Origin of the sequence: Endozoicomonas sp. 8E, from assembly GCF_032883915.1 — a bacterium.
GTDB lineage: Bacteria > Pseudomonadota > Gammaproteobacteria > Pseudomonadales > Endozoicomonadaceae > Endozoicomonas_A.
The window spans coordinates 371,470-393,259 of sequence record NZ_CP120717.1; the positions used below are offsets into that span (position 1 = coordinate 371,470).

Consider the following 21,790-nt stretch of genomic DNA (forward strand, 5'->3'; position numbering starts at 1 on the left):
CTGTCGAATCAATCGATTTGAAGGTTGCCGTCGTTGAGCAGGTTGTTCAGGATTTGCGCCTCGGTGCTGCCTCCCCCGTAGCTTGAGAGATCAACGCCTTCCAGCTTGATCTTCTGGGTCACACTGCCGTCAGCGCCCGGCATCACTTCGATGGTGGTGTCGCCGTTACTGAAGTTCAGGTTCAGGTATTGATCCAGAGAAATTGAATCATCCACCAGAATATCACTCAGATCGATAATGTCTCCGCCGGAGCCTGTGGTAAAGTCCTTGATGACATCCTCGGCAGGAGTAGCCACTGATCCCAGGTCAGAAGAGAGCCAGACAAAGGTATCGCTATCATTACCCCCCGTTAGAATGTCATCGCCTGCTCCGCCTGTGATGATGTCTTCACCATCACCACCAAAGATCAGGTCGTCCCCGGCATCACCAAGAAGGGTGTCTGCACCCCCTTCACCTTTGAGAGTGTCGGACTGCGCTGTACCATCAATAATTTCTCCGGAATTGGTACCCACCAGATCACCAACCTTTATAGTCACTTTCGAGTTATCAATGACAGTCCCGAAGTGGCCAGACCACTGTTCGCTACTTTTACCACCGTGTTCAAAATAAACATAACGGGCACCGGCACCATAATTACTGAAATTATTAGTAGCTTCCTGCCAGTTATCGTTTGCGGTCAATACACCAGTGTCGTAGGAGGCAATGACATTATGGCTGGCATCGCGCAACTCAACTTTCAGGTAATATTGATCGTTGTGTAAGGTATCTCTAAACCAGTCACTGACACTGATTTCGGGAGCAGAATCCAGATACTTTTCGCTAAAGCCTTCAGCCAGAAGGTCTACCGTTTGTGATTTTTTAGCCCAGGCGCTGGACGTAATCCAAGCCTTATTGTCGCCATCATGGCTGGTGACTGTTGTAGCCCAGCCATCAGCACCGTTTTCAATAATGTTCCAGTCAGCGGTGAAATTTTGGCCACTGCCATTGGTCAGGAGGTTATCAGAGTAGGCACCTCTGACATTAAGAGTAAATGTCTGTGGATCACTGGAAAGACTGCCGTCGCTTACCGTAAAACCAAAGCTGGTGCCAACATCCGGATCAGTGGCTGGAGCGGTGTAGGTCAGATTGCCAAGGTCTGCTGCGGTAATAACCTGATTGGCTGTCACGGCAGCACCATTCAGCGTTAAAGCGCCGGAAGCAGGCAGAGAGGTGATGGTAATGGATTGCAGGGTGTCACCGGCATCACCATCGATGAAGCTGAAATCTTCGCTACTGAATGTGTAACTGTCCGTCTGTTTTAATAAAAGGCTGTTGTCTGATGATACCGGCTTGTCGTCTATCGAGTTGACCCTGATGGACAGGGTTTCACTGACAGACGAACTCTCACCGTTACTTTCTGTCGTGGTGGCTGTGAACGTCAGATTCATGGTATCTGTGCTGTTTGCCGGTGGTGTTATCTGCAGGTTAGCGTAGTCCCAGCCGGAAATGTCGACAGCGGTGCCATCTGCTGTTATCGAGTGGCTGCCATCAGTGAGCACTGCTCCGGCTGGCACACCATCTGCAGAAACGGTCAACGTTTCAGAACCGTCGGTGTCGACCTGGGTGATGCCGAGATCCGGCAGAATGAAAGCGTTATCCTCATCCGTAGCACGCACTTTGGTGATCCGGATATTGTCCAGATAGAATATATTGAGATCTTCGTCGAATCGCAGCTCTGTAGTGGGATTACCCGTTGCGTTTAACAGGATGGTTTTGGTCGATGTATGGGTACCTGAACCGGGAGCTTCCGTGTAGGTTGCGACTGTCTGTCCATTCCATTTCACCCTGATGTTGGTGGTATTGTGTAGATTTCTCTCATGGTGAAGAATGAAGGTTAATTCGTACGTCTGAACAGAGCTGTCACTGGTATCAATGTTTCTATAGCTCTCAGTTGAATAATAGTTATTAAGCCGATTATTCTTAACCAATGAATGGCTGATGCCATGAGGGTTGGTTCGCTGCCAGCCATCAGTGTTGTTGCCATCAAAGGTACTATTCAATACTTCAGAGCTGATATTATTCATAGTGACGCTGTCCGCCACCGCTGTAACATCAAATGTCCGGGTGTGCTCACCAGAATAACTACTACCGTCGTGTACCTTAAAGCCGATAGACGTGTAGTTATCACCGGCTTCGTTACTGTCTGGCTCAAATATAAGAAGGCCTGCTTCAATATCCGCTTTGCTGATGACCTGATTTGCCGTCACAACAACGCCATTGAGCTTCAGGGTTCCCTCGTCAGGTAAAGTGGATACCTTGATTTGGGTCATTGCATCCGCTTCCTGGTCGCTGCTACTCAGGTCGGTCAGAGTCAGGGTATAGTTTGTATCCTCATTGGTAGACAGCGTGCTGCTGTTGACATAAACCGTATAGTCGCGAGTACTGCTGAGCTGGCCATCACTCACCTGCACCCTAATGGTGTGAGAAGCGTTGCTGTCATGATCCAGCTGAGTGCTGTCAGCCACGGAAATTTCACCGGTTGCACTGTTGATGGTGAAGCGGCCACCGGCATCGTTGGTCAATGAGTAAGTCAGCTGATTACTGGCACTATCAACGTCCGTTGCCGCTACTGAACCCAGGACAGTGCCGTTGGCACTCTGCTCGACTAAGTGGAAGGCATCGCTGACGAGATTTTCTACGGAGTCAGCTTGATAGACGGCTTTGACCTGATGAGCGCCCAGGTCCGTGTTGAAAATAGCCAGATCGCCTATTGAACCGTCCAGATCGCCATCATTCCAGTGACTTTTACCGATATAGTTGCCTGATCTGACCATCTCCGGAGGCGCAGCCCCGTTGAGATTCTCCCCGGCCAGCTCACCATTTTTATAGACCCGCATTACCCCATTATCATCAACAGTAGCGGTCACATGAACCCACTCGCCCGCGGTAAAGAAGTTGTTGATATGGAGCTGTCCTTCCAGAGAGCCACCATCAAAGATTTCAAACGCCAGTGTGCTACTGGTGCCAACATGGGCAAGGAGAATATTGTTGTTGGCAGCACCATCAGCAAAGTCCACTATCCTGGACCAGTTCTGGCTCAGGCTGTCGTATTTCACCCAGGCAGAAATGGTCATGGCGCCACCCACTTCTAGCCCTGAGATTTCACCACTGCCGGAGCTGCCATCCATTTCAAAGGCCTGACCACCGTTACGTCCGCTGCTCAATGCGGCACTGCCACTAAGAGTCAGGTCGTTACCGTTACCTGATAGGTCTGTGTTATCTGAGAAACTGTAGGCTGCCTCAATTCCGTCGATGAGAGGGCTGCCCGATAATTCAGGGGCATCGTTGACAGCGGTGACATCCAATGACCAGTAAACATCCGTCGTCTCAAAACCATCCGAAACCGAAATCTTGATTGACAGGTTGCCAACATCAGGATCGTCAGGTGTTCCGCTGAAGGTTCGGGTTGCGGCATCGAAAGTCAGCCAGGCGGGCAGAGGATTGCCATTGGCCAGGCTGGCACTGTAGGTCAGTACGTCGCCATCATCATCGGAAAAGGCATTGGCCGGTGTGGTGTAACTGAAAGCAGATTCTTCCGCCACAGTCTGATTATTAAGGCTTCCAACCAGTTCCGGAGCATCATTTGTATCGCTGAGCTGTATGGTGTAGTTCTGTTGTGACGTTAGTTGACCGTCACTGACCTCAACGGTAATGGCGTGGCTGCTGGATGTTTCATAATCCAGCAGACTGCCGTCGGCAACAGTAATCTGCCCGCTAGCGCTATTGATAGCAAATCGGCCGCCTGCATCATCAGTCAGGCTGTATACCAGGTTATCACCTTCTACGTCGGTTGCTGTGACAGAGCCCACTACGGTTCCATTTGAGCTGTTTTCAACGGAAGAGAAAGGATCAACGTTTTTGCCCGTGGCAGAATCCAGGAATCCGGAGACAGCACTACCACTGTTCACGGCTATGTCACTGATGCCATAGCCAGTATCACTGTTGGACGACGCTACGGATGTCGCTGTACCGGCTGTTTCAAAGTAGCTAGCTTGCTGTGCGCTACTGAGGCTGTTCCAGGTGACCAGGTCGGTGTATTTGGCTTCAATGGCTTTGAAGTTGAGAGTACCGTCCTGATTCTCGGAGATCTGGACTTTGACCCCTTTGCCGTGACTTCCGTCTGTTTTGGTCAACCAGACAGAGTCACCCAGCTCGAAGCCATTCGGCAAATTAAGAGAATCAGCAGACTTGTTGGTAATGGACGCTCCACCCCAGACAAAATCTATTTTTTCAACTTCGGCCGCAGGTGCAATGGGTGCATCATTAACCGCCGCAACATTAATCTTGAATTGGTCTGAAACACTGAGGACCCCGTCGCTGGCAGTCACTTTGACGATGATTTGTCCAAGATCCGGGTCATCGGGTGTTCCGGAAAAAGTGCTATTGGCTGGATCGAATGACAGCCATGCGGGTAACGGACTGCCATCACTCAGTGTGGCGGAATAAGTCAGGTTGTCACCGTCTATGTCGGCAAAAGCGTTTGAAGGGACCTGGTAGCTGAATGCCTGTTCTTCGGTTGCAGACTGATCGGCCATCCCCGCATCAATAGTCGGACCGTCGTTGGTGCCGTTAAAGGTAATAACGATATTGTGGGTGGTACCGTCCAGAGACTTTACTGTCAAGGTCTCGGTCAGGGTGTCACCATCGCCCAGGGCCTGAATGTCGGCATGGCTGTTGCTGGCCGAATAGCTCCAGTTACCACTGGCATTAATGGCCAGTGAACCGTAGCTGCCGGTGATGGTCTCTGCAGTGAAACTGGCTTCGCCGCCATCGGCATCGGTGACACTCAGGGTGCCGGAGGTGGTCAGGGTGTTGCCGGCGTCCTCAGTGACGCTGCCACTGTTATCGCCTGTAATGACCGCCGCATCGTTGGTGCCCGTGATGGTGATCGTTACCTGCTGATCGACCGTACCGCCCTCGCCATCGTCGACGGTGACGGTGTAGGTCTGGGTCAGGGTTTGACCGGCGCTCAGGTAATCCACATCAGCATCGTCAACACTGAAGCTCCAGTCGATGCGGCCACTGCCGTCGCCCTGGGTGTCATCGGCGACGGTGGCCGTCAAGCTGCCCAGATAGCCATTGGCTGCTGCAGTGACGCTGACGTTCTGCTGATCTGAAAGATCCACATCCGCGATGGTGAAAGAACCGGTGTCGGTCAGGGTGTTGCTGTTCTCCCCGGCGGCGCCGTCAAGGATCTCGGTTACCGCTCCGGCGACATCAGTGGCACTGCTGATGGCAGGGGCGTCGTTGGTGCCGTTAAAGGTAATAACGATATTGTGGGTGGTGCCGTCCAGAGACTTTACTGTCAAGGTCTCGGTCAGGGTGTCGCCATCGCCCAGGGCCTGAATGTCGGCATGGCTGTTGCTGGCCGAATAGCTCCAGCTACCATTGCCATTAATGGCCAGTGAACCGTAGCTGCCGGTGATGGTCTCTGCAGTGAAACTGGCTTCGCCGCCATCGGCATCGGTGACACTCAGGGTGCCGGAGGTGGTCAGGGTGTTGCCGGCGTCCTCAGTGACGCTGCCACTGTCATCGCCTGTGATGACCGCCGCGTCGTTGGTGCCCGTGATGGTGATCGTTACCTGCTGATCGACCGTACCGCCCTCGCCATCGTCGACGGTGACGGTGTAGGTCTGGGTCAGGGTTTGACCGGCGCTCAGGTAATCCACATCAGCATCGTCAACACTGAAGCTCCAGTCGATGCGGCCACTGCCATCGCCCTGTGTATCATCCGCTACGCTGGCGGTCAGGCTGCCCAGATAGCCGTTGGCCGCTGCAGTGACGCTGACGTTCTGCTGATCTGAAAGATCCACATCAGCGATGGTGAAAGAACCGGTATCGGTCAGAGTGTTGCTGTTCTCACCTGCTCCGCCATCGACGATTTCGGTCACGGCGCCAGTTACATCATTGGCACTGCTGATGGTGGGGGCATCATTCACTGCGGCAACATCAAATGTCCGGGTGTGCTCACCAGAATAGCTACTGCCGTCGTATACCTGAAAGCCGAAAGACGTGTAGTTATCGCCGGCCTCGTCACTGTCTGGCTCAAATACCAGCAGGTCTGCTTCAATATCCGCTTTGCTGATGACCTGATTTGCCGTCACAACAACGCCATTGAGCTTCAGGGTTCCCTCGTCAGGTAAAGTGGATACCTTGATTTGGGTCATTGCATCCGCTTCCTGGTCGCTGCTACTCAGGTCGGTCAGAGTCAGGGTATAGTTTGTATCCTCATTGGTGGACAGCGTGCTGCTGTTGACATAAACCGTATAGTCGCGAGTACTGCTGAGCTGGCCATCACTCACCTGCACCCTGATGGTGTGAGAAGCGTTGCTGTCATGATCCAGCTGAGTGCTGTCAGCCACGGAAATTTCACCGGTTGCACTGTTGATGGTGAAGCGGCCACCGGCATCGTTCGTCAATGAGTAAGTCAGCTGATTACTGGCACTATCAACGTCCGTTGCCGCTACTGAACCCAGGACAGTGCCGTTAGCACTCTGCTCGACTAAGTGGAAGGCATCGCTGACGAGATTTTCTACGGAGTCAGCTTGATAGACGGCTTTGACCTGATGAGCGCCCAGGTCCGTGTTGAAAATAGCCAGATCGCCTATTGAACCGTCCAGATCGCCATCATTCCAGTGACTTTTACCGATATAGTTGCCTGATCTGACCATCTCCGGAGGCGCAGCCCCGTTGAGATTCTCCCCGGCCAGCTCACCATTTTTATAGACCCGCATTACCCCATTATCATCAACAGTAGCGGTCACATGAACCCATTCGCCCGCGGTAAAGAAGTTGTTGATATGCAGCTGTCCTTCCAGAGAGCCACCATCAAAGATTTCAAACGCCAGTGTGCTACTGGTGCCAACATGGGCAAGGAGAATATTGTTGTTGGCAGCACCATCAGCAAAGTCCACTATCCTGGACCAGTTCTGGCTCAGGCTGTCGTATTTCACCCAGGCAGAAATGGTCATGGCGCCACCCACTTCTAGTCCTGAAATTTCACCACTGCCGGAGCTGCCATCCATTTCAAAGGCCTGACCACCGTTACGTCCGCTGCTCAATGCGGCACTGCCACTGAGGGTCAGGTCGTTACCGTTACCTGATTGGTCCGTGTTGTTTGAGAAACTGTAGGCTGCCTCAATTTCGCCGATGAGAGGGCTGCCCGATAATTCAGGGGCATCGTTGACGGCGATGACATCCAATGACCAGGACACATCCGTTGTTGCTGAACCATCCGAAACGGAAATCTTGACTGACAGGTTGCCAACATCAGGATCGTCAGGTGTTCCGCTGAAGGTTCGGGTTGCGGCATCGAAAGCCAGCCAGGCGGGTAAGGGACTGCCATCACTCAGTGTGGCGGAGTAAGTCAGGTTGTCACCTTCTATGTCGGAAAAAGCGTTTGAAGGTATTTGGTAGCTGAATGCCTGTTCTTCAGTTGCAGACTGATTGGTTACACCCGCATCAATAACCGGACCGTCATTGTTGCCGTTAATGGTAATGACAATATTGTGGGTCGTGCCATCCAGGGACCTCACCGTCACGGTCTCGGTCAGGGTGTCACCATCGCCCAGGGCCTGAATGTCGGCATGGCTGTTACTGGCCGAATAGCTCCAGCTACCATTGGCATTTATGGCCAGTGAACCATAGCTGCCGACGATGGTCTCTGCGGTGAAACTGGCTTCGCCGCTGTCCCCATCGGTGACACTCAGGGTGCCTGAGGTGGTCAGGGTGTTGCCGGCGTCCTCAGTGACGCTGCCACTGTCATCGCCCGTGATGACCGCCGCGTCGTTGGTGCCCGTGATGGTGATCGTTACCTGCTGATCGACCGTACCGCCCTCGCCGTCGTCAACGGTGACGGTGTAGGTCTGGGTGAGGGTTTGACCGGCGCTCAGGTAATCCACATCAGCATCGTCAACACTGAAGCTCCAGTCGATGCGGCCACTGCCATCGCCCTGTGTATCATCCGCTACGCTGGCGGTCAAGCTGCCCAGATAGCCATTGGCTGCTGCAGTGACGCTGACGTTTTGCTGATCTGAAAGATCCACATCGGCGATGGTGAAGGAGCCAGTGTCGGTCAGGGTGTTGCTGTTCTCCCCGGCGGCGCCGTCAAGGATCTCGGTCACCGCTCCGGCGACATCAGTGGCACTGCTGATGGCAGGGGCGTCGTTGGTGCCGTTAAAGGTAATAACGATATTGTGGGTGGTACCGTCCAGAGACCGAACCGTCAATGTCTCGGTCAGGGTGTCACCATCGCCCAAGGCCTGAATGTCGGCATGGCTGTTACTGGCTGAATAGCTCCAGGTACCACTGGCATTTATGGCCAGTGAACCGTAGCTGCCGGTGATGGTCTCTGCGGTGAAACTGGCTTCACCACTGTCACCATCGGTGACACTCAGGGTGCCGGAGGTGGTCAGGGTGTTGCCGGCGTCCTCAGTGACGCTGCCGCTGTCATCGCCCGTGATGACCGCCGCGTCGTTGGTGCCCGTGATGGTGATCGTTACCTGCTGATCGACCGTGGCGCCCTCGCCATCGTCGACGGTGACGGTGTAGGTCTGGGTCAGGGTTTGACCGGCGCTCAGGTAATCCACATCAGCATCGTCAACACTGAAGCTCCAGTCGATGCGGCCACTGCCGTCGCCCTGGGTGTCATCGGCGACGGTGGCCGTCAAGCTGCCCAGATAGCCATTGGCTGCTGCAGTGACGCTGACGTTCTGCTGATCTGAAAGATCCACATCCGCGATGGTGAAAGAACCGGTGTCGGTCAGGGTGTTGCTGTTCTCCCCGGCGGCGCCGTCAAGGATCTCGGTCACCGCTCCGGCGACATCAGTGGCACTACTGATGGCAGGGGCGTCGTTGGTGCCGTTAAAGGTAATAACGATATTGTGGGTGGTACCGTCCAGAGACTTTACTGTCAAGGTCTCGGTCAGGGTGTCACCATCGCCCAGGGCCTGAATGTCGGCATGGCTGTTGCTGGCCGAATAGCTCCAGTTACCACTGGCATTAATGGCCAGTGAACCGTAGCTGCCGGTGATGGTCTCTGCAGTGAAACTGGCTTCGCCGCCATCGGCATCGGTGACACTCAGGGTGCCGGAGGTGGTCAGGGTGTTGCCGGCGTCCTCAGTGACGCTGCCACTGTTATCGCCTGTAATGACCGCCGCATCGTTGGTGCCCGTGATGGTGATCGTTACCTGCTGATCGACCGTACCGCCCTCGCCATCGTCGACGGTGACGGTGTAGGTCTGGGTCAGGGTTTGACCGGCGCTCAGGTAATCCACATCAGCATCGTCAACACTGAAGCTCCAGTCGATGCGGCCACTGCCGTCGCCCTGGGTGTCATCGGCGACGGTGGCCGTCAAGCTGCCCAGATAGCCATTGGCTGCTGCAGTGACGCTGACGTTCTGCTGATCTGAAAGATCCACATCCGCGATGGTGAAAGAACCGGTGTCGGTCAGGGTGTTGCTGTTCTCCCCGGCGGCGCCGTCAAGGATCTCGGTTACCGCTCCGGCGACATCAGTGGCACTGCTGATGGCAGGGGCGTCGTTGGTGCCGTTAAAGGTAATAACGATATTGTGGGTGGTGCCGTCCAGAGACTTTACTGTCAAGGTCTCGGTCAGGGTGTCGCCATCGCCCAGGGCCTGAATGTCGGCATGGCTGTTGCTGGCCGAATAGCTCCAGCTACCATTGCCATTAATGGCCAGTGAACCGTAGCTGCCGGTGATGGTCTCTGCAGTGAAACTGGCTTCGCCGCCATCGGCATCGGTGACACTCAGGGTGCCGGAGGTGGTCAGGGTGTTGCCGGCGTCCTCAGTGACGCTGCCACTGTCATCGCCTGTGATGACCGCCGCGTCGTTGGTGCCCGTGATGGTGATCGTTACCTGCTGATCGACCGTACCGCCCTCGCCATCGTCGACGGTGACGGTGTAGGTCTGGGTCAGGGTTTGACCGGCGCTCAGGTAATCCACATCAGCATCGTCAACACTGAAGCTCCAGTCGATGCGGCCACTGCCATCGCCCTGTGTATCATCCGCTACGCTGGCGGTCAGGCTGCCCAGATAGCCGTTGGCCGCTGCAGTGACGCTGACGTTCTGCTGATCTGAAAGATCCACATCAGCGATGGTGAAAGAACCGGCATCGGTCAGAGTGTTGCTGTTCTCACCTGCTCCGCCATCGACGATTTCGGTCACGGCGCCAGTTACATCAGTGGCACTGCTGATGGTGGGGGCATCATTCACTGCGGCAACATCAAATGTCCGGGTGTGTTCACCAGAATAGCTACTGCCGTCGTATACCTGAAAGCCGAAAGACGTATAGTTATCTCCGGCCTCGTCACTGTCTGGCTCAAATACCAGCAGGTCTGCTTCAATATCCGCTTTGCTGATGACCTGATTTGCCGTCACAACAACGCCATTGAGCTTCAGGGTTCCCTCGTCAGGTAAAGTGGATACCTTGATTTGGGTCATTGCATCCGCTTCCTGGTCGCTGCTACTCAGGTCGGTCAGAGTCAGGGTATAGCTTGTATCCTCATTGGTGGACATCGTGCTGCTGTTGACATAAACCGTATAGTCGCGTGTGCTGCTGAGCTGGCCATCACTCACCTGCACCCTGATGGTGTGAGAAGCGTTGCTGTCATGATTCAACTGAGTGCTGTCAGCCACGGAAATTTCACCGGTTGCACTGTTAATGGTGAAACGGCCACCGGCATCGTTGGTCAATGAGTAAGTCAGCTGATTACTGGCACTATCAACGTCCGTTGCCGCTACTGAACCCAGGACAGTGCCGTTAGCACTCTGCTCGACTAAGTGGAAGGCATCGCTGACGAGATTTTCTACGGAGTCAGCTTGATAGACGGCTTTGACCTGGTGAGCGCCCAGGTCTGTGTTGAAAATAGCCAGATCGCCTATTGAACCGTCCAGATCGCCATCATTCCAGTGACTTTTACCGATATAGTTGCCTGATCTGACCATCTCCGGAGGCGCAGCCCCGTTGAGATTCTCCCCGGCCAGCTCACCATTTTTATAGACCCGCATTACCCCATTATCATCAACAGTAGCGGTCACATGAACCCACTCGCCCGCGGTAAAAAAGTTGTTGATATGCAGCTGTCCTTCCAGAGAGCCACCATCAAAGATTTCAAACGCCAGTGTGCTACTGGTGCCAACATGGGCAAGGAGAATATTGTTGTTGGCAGCACCATCAGCAAAGTCCACTATCCTGGACCAGTTCTGGCTCAGGCTGTCGTATTTCACCCAGGCAGAAATGGTCATGGCGCCACCCACTTCTAGCCCTGAGATTTCGCCACTGCCGGAGCTGCCATCCATTTCAAAGGCCTGACCACCGTTACGTCCGCTGCTCAATGCGGCACTGCCACTGAGGGTCAGGTCGTTACCGTTACCTGATTGGTCCGTGTTGTTTGAGAAACTGTAGGCTGCCTCAATTTCGCCGATGAGAGGGCTGCCCGATAATTCAGGGGCATCGTTGACGGCGATGACATCCAATGACCAGGACACATCCGTTGTTGCTGAACCATCCGAAACGGAAATCTTGACTGACAGATTGCCAACATCAGGATCGTCAGGTGTTCCGCTGAAGGTTCGGGTTGCGGCATCGAAAGTCAGCCAGGCGGGTAAGGGACTGCCATCACTCAGTGTGGCGGAGTAACTCAGGTTGTCACCTTCTATGTCGGAAAAAGCGTTTGAAGGTATCTGGTAGCTGAATGCCTGTTCTTCAGTTGCAGACTGATTGGCGACACCCGCATCAATAACCGGACCGTCATTGCTGCCGTTAATGGTAATGACAATATTGTGGGTCGTGCCATCCAGAGACCTCACCGTCACAGTCTCGGTCAGGGTGTCACCATCGCCCAGGGCCTGAATGTCGGCATGGCTGTTACTGGCCGAATAGCTCCAGCTACCATTGGCATTTATGGCCAGTGAACCATAGCTGCCGACGATGGTCTCTGCGGTGAAACTGGCTTCGCCGCTGTCCCCATCGGTGACACTCAGGGTGCCTGAGGTGGTCAGGGTGTTGCCGGCGTCCTCAGTGACGCTGCCACTGTCATCGCCCGTGATGACCGCCGCATCATTGGTGCCCGTGATGGTGATCGTTACCTGCTGATCGACCGTACCGCCCTCGCCGTCGTCAACGGTGACGGTGTAGGTCTGGGTCAGGGTTTGACCGGCGCTCAGGTAATCCACATCAGCATCGTCAACACTGAAGCTCCAGTCGATGCGGCCACTGCCGTCGCCCTGGGTGTCGTCGGCGACGATGGCCGTCAAGCTGCCCAGATAGCCATTGGCTGCTGCAGTGACGCTGACGTTCTGCTGATCTGAAAGATCCACATCGGCGATGGTGAAGGAGCCAGTGTCGGTCAGCGTGTTACTGTTCTCGCCTGCCCCGCCGTCGACAATCTCGGTGACTGTGCCAACTACATCGGTGACACCGCTGATGGTGGGAGCATCGTTGGTGCCAGTGATAGTAATCACTACATTCTGGGGAGTGCCGTCCAGTGCGCTGACGGTGATAGTCTCGGTCAGGGTGTCGCCATCACCGAGAGCCTGTATCGCTGTCAGGGTGTTGTCGGCGGTGTAGGTCCAGCTGCCACTGGTGTTGATGGTTAACGAACCGTAGGTGCCGGTCGTACTCCCGGCGGTAAAGCTGGCCTCGCCGATGTCGGCATCGGTGATGGTCAGGGTGCCGGAGACGGTCAGGTTGACGGCGGCGGCATCCTCAGTGACATTACCGGTGTCGGTACCGCTTATCACCGCCGCGTTGTTGCCGGCGAGTGTAATTGTCGACGAAGCCGCCGTGACGTTATTAGCGCTGTCGGTTTGGGTGACGGTGAGCTCAAGGTCACCATCCGACAGGGTGCTCACATCAACTTCGTTACCCGCCAGACTCCAGTTGCCATCGGCATCGACAGTCACGGTTTCTGTCACCGTGTTATAGATTGACTCAACTTCGTAGGCCGTCAGGCCCTTGTTAAATATCTCCAGCCCGGCAATGTCACCCTCAAGAAAATCCTCACCGTATCTATCGGACTTGCCGATAGTGATGCTGGACTGCCAACTGAACGATGAACTTGAAAATGAGCCAGAGAGAACCTCTTCGCCGTCAATATATAATTTTTGAACACCAGCATCGCCACCAAAGGTGTGGGTAATATGGTGCCATTCACCATCGTTGTAAGTCTCTGTGGTGGTCAAATGTTCATAACCACCGTCATAAACATTAAATTTGATCTGACCATTCTCGATATAAAGCGACCGGTCCTCGTCGAGACTGTCTTTTACGGCAAACAGCCCGCCTGAATTATCCGTTGTCTTAAACCAGAATGAGACAGCATATTCGTTTTCCGATACATCTATGGGCGCAGTGAGCTGGTCATCAATACCATCCAGATGAATCGCTTGAGCCCCTGAAACAGGACCATTTGTATAGCTGGGTGAACCACCAGTAAAGGTAAGGGATGAAGAGCCGGATAAATCACCATCAAATGCCCAGTTTTCCTGAGGCTGAGGTATTGATGCTTTCCTGGATGACGGATCGGTCAGCTGTGAATTCCTAAGGGTTACCGTGACTTCAGCGCCTGGTTCGCCGACACCGGAGACCAGAACAGCGCCTTTTTCAGCAGCACTGATCCGATTGTCGCCCATCACGGTGTCAATGGCGAGGGCTCGGGTCAGGATCAACTGACCATCACTTTGTAGCTGATCAATAATTTCCTGATCCGTATTCCCCAAGGGCGACAGGTCGGTGTTTTCCAGCACAATCTGCTGCACCACATCACCACCGGCAACGACGCTGACATCAATAACGGTATTGCTGCCTTCTGTGCGGAACTGGATAAACTGATCCGCCGTCGTATTTTCCTCACCCCTGAGCAGAGCGTGCAAATCGAGAATATCGCCACCGGCACCGACAGCAAAATCCGCAACGTGATCAACCGCCGGAGATCCGGCAGTACCTTCATCGCCAGCCTCCCAGACCAGCCGGTCCTGTCCACTTCCCCCCTTTAACAAGTCATTGCCTTCGCCACCGGTCAGAACATCAGCGCCTGCTCCACCATGGATAAGGTCAATACCACTGCCGCCCGCCACGGTATTATCCTGGGCATCTCCCAGGCTTATATCCGCACTGTAAGTGGTTGCTGCACTGGCAATACCACCCGTTTCCGTCGAGGTAACACTGATATTCAGTGGATCACCGTCGTTCAGTGTCAGTGAGGGCGTAAAGCTCCAGTGACCATCACTGCCAACCGTTGCACTGTAGCTGTTACTGTTAATGGTAAAGTTCAGGGTGGCATCCGGCTGACCGGTACCGGTGATCACCGGCTGGAAACTGCCATCGAGCACCACCAAATCAATTTTGGGCGGTGTATAGAAGTCAATGGTATAGGCACTGCTCTGCTGTGTACCATCACTCACCTTGAAGCCCAGACTGCCGTGGTGGCTACCATTGATGCTGGCATCGGCGGTAAAAACCAGGTTGGGAATATCACTGGCACTGACGACCTGGTTGATGGTGACAGCGCTGCCGTTCAACGTCAGGCTCCCAGTGGCGGGCAGGGATGTCAGAGTAATGGAAGCCAGACTATCCCCTGAATCTACATCGCTGAACCCGAACTCAGCATGGGAAAAGGTATGCTGCCCCGCCTCGCTGAGGCTCAGGTTGTTGTTTGCAGCAGTCGGTGCATCGTTGGTGCCGTTAATGGTAATGTCAATATCATGGGTCGTGCCGTCCAGAGACTGAACCGTCAGGGTCTCGGTCAGGGTGTCGCCATCGCCCAGGGCCTGAATGTCGGCATGGCTGTTACTGGCCGAATAGCTCCAGCTACCATTGCCATTAATGGCCAGTGAACCGTAGCTGCCGGTGATGGTCTCTGCAGTGAAACTGGCTTCGCCGCCATCGGCATCGGTGACACTCAGGGTGCCCGAGGTGGTCAGGGTGTTGCCGGCGTCCTCAGTGACGCTGCCACTGTCATCGCCTGTGATGACCGCCGCGTCGTTGGTGCCCGTGATGGTGATCGTTACCTGCTGATCGACCGTACCGCCCTCGCCATCGTCGACGCTGACGGTGTAGGTCTGGGTCAGGGTTTGACCGGCGCTCAGGTAATCCACATCAGCATCGTCAACACTGAAGCTCCAGTCGATGCGACCACTGCCATCGCCCTGTGTATCATCCGCTACGCTGGCGGTCAGGCTGCCCAGGTAACCATTGGCCCCGGCACTGACACTGACGCTCTGCTGGTCTGCAAGATCTGCATCGGCGATGGTGAACGAGCCGGTGTCAGTCAGGGTGTTGCTGTTCTCACCTGCACCGCCATCGACGATTTCGGTCACGGCGCCAGTTACATCAGTGGCACTGCTGATAGTGGGGGCATCATTAACCGCGGCAACATCAAATGTCCGGGTGTGTTCACCAGAATAGCTACTGCCGTCGTATACCTGAAAGCCGAAAGACGTGTAGTTATCACCGGCCTCGTCACTGTCTGGCTCAAATACCAGCAGGTCTGCTTCAATATCCGCTTTGCTGATGACCTGATTTGCCGTCACAACAACGCCATTGAGCTTCAGGGTTCCCTCGTCAGGTAAAGTGGATACCTTGATTTGGGTCATTGCATCCGCTTCCTGGTCGCTGCTACTCAGGTCGGTCAGAGTCAGGGTATAGCTTGTATCCTCATTGGTGGACAGCGTGCTGCTGTTGACATAAACCGTATAGTCGCGAGTACTGCTGAGCTGGCCATCACTCACCTGCACCCTGATGGTGTGAGATGCGTTACTGTCATGATCCAGCTGAGTGCTGTCAGCCACGGAAATTTCACCGGTTGCACTGTTGATGGTGAAGCGGCCACCGGCATCGTTCGTCAATGAGTAAGTCAGCTGATTACTGGCACTATCAACGTCCGTTGCCGCTACTGAACCCAGGACAGTGCCGTTAGCACTCTGCTCGACTAAGTGGAAGGCATCGCTGACGAGATTTTCTACGGAATCAGCTTGATAGACGGCTTTGACCTGATGAGCGCCCAGGTCCGTGTTGAAAATAGCCAGATCGCCTATTGAACCGTCCAGATCGCCATCATTCCAGTGACTTTTACCGATATAGTTGCCTGATCTGACCATCTCCGGAGGCGCAGCCCCGTTGAGATTCTCCCCGGCCAGCTCACCATTTTTATAGACCCGCATTACCCCATTATCATCAACAGTAGCGGTCACATGAACCCATTCGCCCGCGGCAAAGAAGTTGTTGATATGCAGCTGTCCTTCCAGAGAGCCTCCATCAAAGATTTCAAACGCCAGTGTGCTACTGGTGCCAACATGGGCAAGGAGAATATTGTTGTTGGCAGCACCATCAGCAAAGTCCACTATCCTGGACCAGTTCTGGCTCAGGCTGTCGTATTTCACCCAGGCAGAAATGGTCATGGCGCCACCCACTTCTAGCCCTGAAATTTCGCCACTGCCGGAGCTGCCATCCATTTCAAAGGCCTGACCACCGTTACGTCCGCTGCTCAATGCGGCACTGCCACTGAGGGTCAGGTTGTTACCGTTACCTGATTGGTCCGTGTTGTTTGAGAAACTGTAGGCTGCCTCAATTTCGCCGATGAGAGGGCTGCCCGATAATTCAGGGGCATCGTTGACGGCGATGACATCCAATGACCAGGACACATCCGTTGTTGCTGAACCATCCGAAACGGAAATCTTGACTGACAGATTGCCAACATCAGGATCGTCAGGTGTTCCGCTGAAGGTTCGGGTTGCGGCATCGAAAGCCAGCCAGGCGGGTAAGGGACTGCCATCACTCAGTGTGGCGGAATAAGTCAGGTTGTCACCTTCTATGTCGGAAAAAGCGTTTGAAGGTATCTGGTAGCTGAATGCCTGTTCTTCAGTTGCAGACTGATTGGCGACACCCGCATCAATAACCGGACCGTCATTGCTGCCGTTAATGGTAATGACAATATTGTGGGTCGTGCCATCCAGGGACCTCACCGTCACGGTCTCGGTCAGGGTGTCACCATCGCCCAGGGCCTGAATGTCGGCATGGCTGTTACTGGCCGAATAGCTCCAGCTACCACTGGCATTTATGGCCAGTGAACCGTAGCTGCCGGTGATGGTCTCTGCGGTGAAACTGGCTTCGCCGCCATCGGCATCGGTGACACTCAGCGTGCCTGAGGTGGTCAGGGTGTTGCCGGCGTCCTCAGTGACGCTGCCGCTGTCATCGCCCGTGATGACCGCTGCATCATTGGTGCCCGTGATGGTGATCGTTACCTGCTGATCGACCGTACCGCCCTCGCCGTCGTCAACGGTGACGGTGTAGGTCTGGGTCAGGGTTTGACCGGCGCTCAGGTAATCCACATCAGCATCGTCAACACTGAAGCTCCAGTCGATGCGGCCACTGCCGTCGCCCTGGGTGTCGTCGGCGACGGTGGCCGTCAAGCTGCCCAGATAGCCGTTGGCCGCTGCAGTGACGCTGACGTTCTGCTGATCTGAAAGATCCACATCGGCGATGGTGAAAGAACCGGTGTCGGTCAGGGTGTTGCTGTTCTCACCTGCCCCACCGTCCGCAATTTCACTGACTGCGCCAGCTACATCGGTGACACCGCTAATGATGGGGCCATCGTTTGTGCCGACGATAGTAATAGTTACATTGTGGTTGTCACCACCTGCTGTAGTGACTGTGAAGGTTTCACTTAAGGTATCGCCGTCACCTAGACTCTGGATCGCCAGAAGTGTGTTGTCAGCCGTATAAGTCCATTGTCCGCTGGCATCAATAACAAGATCACCATGGGTTGCGGTCAGCGTTTCAGCTTGAAACCGGGCCTCATTCTGGTCAGCATCAGTGACTGTAAGGGAGCCTGAGGTTGTCAGGGTACTGGCATGACTGTCTTCAGTGACGGTTGCCGTATCAAGACCTGTTATATTTGCATTGTCGTTTGTGCCGGTGATAACCAGAGTGGCGGTCTGGGAAACTGAGCCACCATTGCCGTCTTCGATGTCATAGCTGTAGACAATGGTTTCAGTCACTCCGTTGGGAAGATAGTCATAGGCACCGGGGTCAACGGTAAGGGTGTTGCCATTGACGGTGATACCAGAATCATCACCAGATGAGAGGGTTATCCGGGTAACCGAGAGGGTATCACCAGTGTCAACGTCTGCAGCAGACTCAAGCAGGTCAATGTTGACTGAAGCCGAGTCTTCAACAAAATTTTTCGCAATGGCAGAGCTAACCGTTGGATCATCGTTGACCGGTGTAATGCTGAAGTCAAAAGTCGCTGAAGATGAGAAGAGGTGGCCATCACTGACCTGAAATTCAAATGAGGCGTAAAGATTTCCATGTTCGTTTTGAGCCGGCTCAAATTTCAACCGGCCTGCTAACAGCTCATTTTTTGTCACTTCCATACCCACAGTGACAGCTGATCCATTAAAGAGCAACTCACCTGCCAGGGGCAACTGAGTGATTTTGATACTTTGCAGTGTATGTCCGGCATCCGGGTCTGAGAAGGTGAAGTCGGATGTACTAAAGATATAAGGTGTATCTTCGTCGGACGTCACCAGGGTACCTGCCGTAACCGGAGCATTATTAACGGCAGTGGCTATGATGGTGCTGGTGACTATCTGACTGCTGTTATGACCGTCATCAACACTGAAGCTGACGGTACGATCAGCGGTAAAGGGTGAGCCGGAACTGTTTGAGTAGGTGACTGTTCTCAGTGCTGCCTGATACTGCGCGACCGTTGCGGTTCCAGAGAGCGTCATGGTACCGGTTGATGAGTCCCAGCTTCCGGAAATCCCGTTGTGATTGGTGAAAGCCAGACTGTCTTCAGCTGGCACGAAATTGTTGCTGATCGTGATCGTGGCGCTCTCTAATGTGACAGAGTCAATATCTGAAAGAGTGATATTACTGTCTATTACTTGATCACCGTCGTTTTTAGTGTAGGCAAGAGCGCCACCTGCGGTGACTAATGGCGCATCATTGGTGCCATGAATAGTGGCAGTGACAATATGCTGCGTACCATCCGCAGTCTGCACCGAGAAACTGTCTGTTAGTGAGTCGCCGTCTTCCAATGTCTGAATGGCGCTCTGACTGTTATCAGCGCTGTAAGTCCAGCTGCCATCAGCGTTAATGGATAACTGTCCATGGTTTCCTGAAAGTATTTCAGCCTGAAAAACAGCTTCGTTGGCATCAACATCTGTAACGGTCAGGTTGCCGCTGGTGGTTAAAGTGGCGTTATCGTCTTCCGTGACGGCGCCGGTGTCAACTCCGGCAATCACTGCCGCATCATTGACAGAAATGACGTCAAGAGTCGCTGATGCTGTGGCTTCATCGCCTGAGGTTCCATCAGAAACAGTGAAGTTAAAAGTAACATCGTCAGCGAAGTAATGGGCAGTGGGTGTGTAGCTCCAGGTGCCGTCATGATTGTCCGCCAGACTACCTGTGGCAGGGTCGGCCAGGGTGACGGATTGAATAGTCAGGCTATCCCCATCAACATCACTGGCTGAAGCCAGAAGGTCAGAAGCCTTGATGACGTAGGAGGTATCTTCCGGGGTTGATCCCAGATCAACATTCCCCGCAACGGGAGCATCGTCTAACGGATCAACACTGATCGAGAAAGTTTGGATATCAGAAGACAGGGCACCACCGCTTACCCGAAAGTTGAAGTAGGTGTAGTTGTCTGCACTTTGATTGGCCTCTGGAAGGAAGGTCAGTGAGCCCGCGGCAATGTCAGCCCGACTGATGGTGTCACCTTTGGATATCTGAGTGCCATTGAGTTCCAGTGATCCACTGGCTGGAAGAGTCTCAATGACTACCGCTGCCAGCGTGTCACTGTCGTCCTGGTCACTGTAGGGGAAGTCATTCAGGGTAAAGCGATAGAGGCTGTCTTCATCAATGGTGGTCGAGCTGTCCGAAGAGACGGGTGCTTCGTTGATGTCACTGACTTCAAGGGTAAAGCTCTCTGAATAGGCGGCACCATCAGCATCGGTTGTGGTCACCTCAATATCGATGGATTCGTCAGTTTCGTGATCAAGGGCTATGCCCTCTTTCAGTTTGAGATCGCCGTCAACTACTTCAAAGCGATGGTCATCGACAGTGTAGGTGTGATTATCAGAAAGGTCTTTGTCTGTGGTAGACAAAGTACCCACAACCGCACCATCCTGATTTTCATCAATGCGGGTACCAGAGAGTTCAATATCTTCCGGATTATCATTGATGCCCTCAATGGTAATGGACGCACTTTGGCTGACAACGCCACCCTGCCCATCCTCTATTTCATAGCTGTACTCGATGACTTCAGATTCGCCCGCAGCCAGATGTCCATAAGCAGAAGCATCCACATCAAGACTGTTGCCATCGTCAGCGATAGTAATACCTGAAGGATCCCCCGCTGTTATCCTGAGAGAGACGGCATTCAGGTTGTCTGATGAATCCAGATCGAACGCACCCGCCAGGAGGTCAACGTTAAAGTCATCGCTGTTCTTATCGAAAGTCTGAACGACGGCTTCCCTTACCTGAGGCTGATCATTGTTGCCAGAGAGCGTAATAGTGACAGACTCTAAAACGGACTCCCCCCGGGAATTCGTGACCAGGTATTCGTAGGTCAGGGTTTCTGTTTCGCCAGCAGCCAAATATTTATAGGCTTCGGGGTCAATACTGAGGCTGTTGCCGTCCAGACCAATACTGACACCGGCCTCATTGCCCTCAGTCAGGCGTAACTGAGTCACCGACAGGGCGTCAGGATCCTTGTCAAAAGCCTGGGATAGCAGATCGATGGTCGTTTCTTCATCGCTCTGAACAATCTGGGCTAATACTGTCTTCGCAGTTTCCGGGGTATCCTTGTCGCCTTCGTTGTTGTCACCTGTGATGGTGATATCGACAGAAGCCCTTGAACTGGCACCGTTGCTGTCCATGGCTTCAAAGATAAAAGTAACAACCGTTTGCTCACCTGCTGCAAGGTAATCGAAGTCACTCCCGGGCAGGAAGCGAAAGCTGCCATCGTCATTGAGTATCAACTGTCCTGAGTCAGGAGTCGTGACCAGACTGAATTTCAGAGCTTCTCCGGTGTTGGCGTCGAAGGCCTGAAGCTTGCCTTCAAGCTCTGTCGCGCTCTCACTGCTTCCCATAATCATGTTTTGAGCAGTGGGCGCATAATTGACAGGAGAGGAGCTGGCTAATTCTTCATTGTTCTTTTCGGGTGCAAGCAGTGGTTGGATGGATTCAAGCGGTTGTTTAATTTCTTCTGATGATTCCGATAGCGGCTCAATCGCTTTTTGTTCTTCTAATTCTGTAGCATCTCTCTCCAGAACAACGGCTTCACCGGATAAGCCATTGCTTGCTTCCGGGCTGGGGTCTTGAGAGGAACTTTCAGGTTCGTCTGATGAAGCAATTTCAGAAACTTCAACAGGGTTAACTTCAATAGGGGCAACTGCGGCAGAATCTGCCCTTTCTGCAATAGCATCCAGTATTTCTTCCGCTTCTGATGGGTCATCAATATCAGATGACGATTCAGGTAGAAGCATATTCTGCAGCATAACAAGCTGAGACTGCCCCCCCAGCTCAATGACTTCGCTATTAACAAGAAGAATATAGACAGGGCTGCTGGATTCAGAGACTACTGTGTCATTGAGATAGAGGGGATCCCCTTCCTGAAGAGCGCGTTTGCTGCCATCAGGGGCGATGGCAAATACATAACCATCGGTTTTTTGAACGTGGCCGATTACAGGCTTGGAACCATCCGAGTTCGACAGCATATTCGCTTCCT

Annotated in this window: 1 protein-coding gene; it reads right to left on the minus strand. The window is 53.7% G+C overall.

The genetic code is table 11. The features are described 5' to 3' along the window. Window positions 1-8: 8 nt before the first annotated feature. Window positions 9-21,779: a VCBS domain-containing protein gene (locus P6910_RS01510; RefSeq protein ID WP_317144526.1), complete on the minus strand. Its 21,771-nt coding sequence runs from the start codon at window positions 21,777-21,779 to the stop codon at window positions 9-11. Between the last annotated feature and the right edge of the window lie 11 nt (window positions 21,780-21,790).

What these genes read in the sequence shown, in the direction of transcription:
- P6910_RS01510 (WP_317144526.1), bottom strand. Translation starts at nt 21,779, where the DNA reads ATGCTGTCGAACTCGGATGGTTCCAAGCCTGTAATCGGCCACGTTCAA.